The sequence below is a fragment of the Priestia sp. P5_B4 genome (assembly GCF_056400385.1).
This window is the reverse complement of record NZ_JBFULJ010000677.1, coordinates 1-2,088: the sequence shown is the minus strand read 5'-3', so window position 1 is coordinate 2,088 and position 2,088 is coordinate 1. Positions and strand designations below refer to the sequence as shown.

General features: G+C 37.3%; 4 protein-coding genes. 2 read left to right on the top strand and 2 right to left on the bottom strand.

Features of this window, described 5'->3' with window-relative positions; genetic code table 11:
• Window positions 1-33: 33 nt before the first annotated feature.
• The gene (locus tag AC1DRF_RS24585) at window positions 34-216 is read right to left on the bottom strand and encodes a YolD-like family protein (protein ID WP_013081858.1); all 183 of its coding nucleotides are present in this window, start codon (window positions 214-216) and stop codon (window positions 34-36) included.
• A 376-nt stretch (window positions 217-592) separates the two neighbouring features.
• Here AC1DRF_RS24585 and AC1DRF_RS24580 point away from each other — a divergent pair, with 376 nt between their 5' ends.
• Window positions 593-1,258: a TerC family protein gene (locus AC1DRF_RS24580; RefSeq protein WP_013055539.1), complete on the top strand. Its 666-nt coding sequence runs from the start codon at window positions 593-595 to the stop codon at window positions 1,256-1,258.
• A gap of 131 nt (window positions 1,259-1,389) precedes the next feature.
• Window positions 1,390-1,527: a hypothetical protein gene (locus tag AC1DRF_RS24575; protein WP_013055540.1), complete on the top strand. Its 138-nt coding sequence runs from the start codon at window positions 1,390-1,392 to the stop codon at window positions 1,525-1,527.
• Between the two features lie 75 nt (window positions 1,528-1,602).
• Here AC1DRF_RS24575 and AC1DRF_RS24570 read toward each other — a convergent pair.
• Window positions 1,603-2,088, bottom strand: a 486-nt coding sequence (locus AC1DRF_RS24570; RefSeq protein WP_477741926.1) for a cation:dicarboxylate symporter family transporter, incomplete at its 5' end; no start/stop codon positions are given.

The window sequence follows — 2,088 nt, the reverse complement described above, 5'->3', positions numbered from 1 at the left end:
GGTGTAGTTATGTCTAAATCTCTTCTTTTTTTATCAATAAATATTTTTAATACTTGATAGGCGAAGTGATCGTACATGCTGATTTTCATCTTTTAATAGAAGAGTTTGTTCAAGTAAGTTTAAGTTTTGAATATAACCTTTTACCGTTTGAACAAAACCGTTGTTTTGATAGTTAATAGTTAATAATTTATTTGTTTTTAGCGCTTTTAAAATCATACCTATTTTCTCCCTTCTTATGTCGTAGCGGTCGAAAAACTACAAAATAACGAAGAAGCATTGGAGGCTTGTATTATTTATAAAAATTACTCTATTTTTTATAAATGCTCTCCTGCTACTAATAGTAGAGGGTGATGGTGAAAAACAGATGAAAGATAAAGGATAAGGTTTGATTTATTGTAATGAACTGACTTTTCCTTTACAAATCCCTATTTCAAATTTCTTTTTAGTGATAAAATACTGTTAGTGAAATAACTACTTCTCTTCATTAAAGGGTAAGAACGGGTTATATTGATAGAGTTTTAGTTCTCTATTTCTAGTAATGAAAAAAGAGATAGAGAAATAGACTAATAAAAATCAATCAAGGAGTTTTTTTATGGATCAGAGTTTTATTTTAAATCTTTTAGAAATTTTACTGATTAACATTGTACTGAGTGGCGATAACGCAGTCGTGATTGCTTTAGCTTGTCGGAATCTTCCGGACGAGCATCGAAACAAAGCGGTTGTTTTCGGTACATTAGGAGCGGTTGTATTACGTGTAGGGCTAACGTTTGTCGCTGTATATTTATTAACAATCCCATTTTTAAATTTCATCGGAGGCCTGCTTCTTCTATGGATTGCGATTAGTCTTTTAAAAGGTGAAGATGACGGAGATATTAAAGCGAATTCAACTCTAGCAGGTGCTATTAAAACAATTATTATAGCGGATCTTGTTATGAGTTTAGATAACGTAGTAGCGGTTGCGGGTGCGGCTAACGGCAATATTCTACTCATTATCCTTGGTCTTGTTATCAGCATTCCGTTAATCATTTGGGGAAGTCAGCTTTTAATGAAAATCATGGAAAAATTCCCGATTATCATCATTGCCGGAGCAGCGCTTCTTGGCTATACTGCTGGTGAAATGATTTTTAAAGACAAAGCGGTGGGACATGTATTAGAAGGATTAAATCCGCATTTGCATATGATTGTTCCTATTTTGTTAGCTATTTTAGTTGTTGTTGTTGGGAAACTTAGCGGACGTTCTAAAAAAGAAACGCATTAATCCTAAAAAAGAGGTTGGGACAAAAGTATTTGATGAAGTGAAAAACGAACCACTAATCAAAATGTTTGATTAGTGGTTCGTTTTTTTGTTGTGGTGAACGTAGGCTTCCTTTGTTTAGATCCTTCTAGCAGTTGATTGGAGGACAAGGCGAAGACTCCTGCGGGAAAAGCGGAAGGGATGAGACCCCGCAGGAGCGTACGCGACGAGGAGGCTCATCGGCCGCCCGCGGAAAGCGAAGTCTTGTACGGAAATCAACTGCGGTGTCATAAGCGGTTCAGCTCATGTATCCCATTTATTCGTCTTTAGATTGGATTCATTTCGCTATGTCTCAACCTCTTTTTTTATTACTTAGCTAATGGAGGTGCGGAATTAACGTCTTGTATCGTCTCTACAGGAGGATGAAATTCATTTTCCATTTTCGATACAACTACAGTTGCTACACCATTTCCAATTAAGTTTGTAATGGCACGAGCTTCCGACATAAAGCGGTCTACCCCAATTAACAGCGCGATTCCTTCAACTGGAATCATCGGGAATGCAGCAAGCGTAGCTGCTAGTGTAATAAATCCAGAGCCAGTAACTCCGGCAGCTCCTTTAGACGTTAGCATTAAAATACCAAGTAGCGTAATCTCTTGCATTAACGACAGGTCGACTCCATACGCTTGAGCGATAAAGATAGCAGCCATGGATAAGTAGATGGCTGTTCCATCTAGGTTAAATGAGTAACCAGTTGGAATGACAAGTCCTACCACAGATTTTGAACATCCGTACTTCTCCATTTTGTCCATCATTTTTGGCAGTGCAGATTCCGAAGAAGACGTACCTAATAC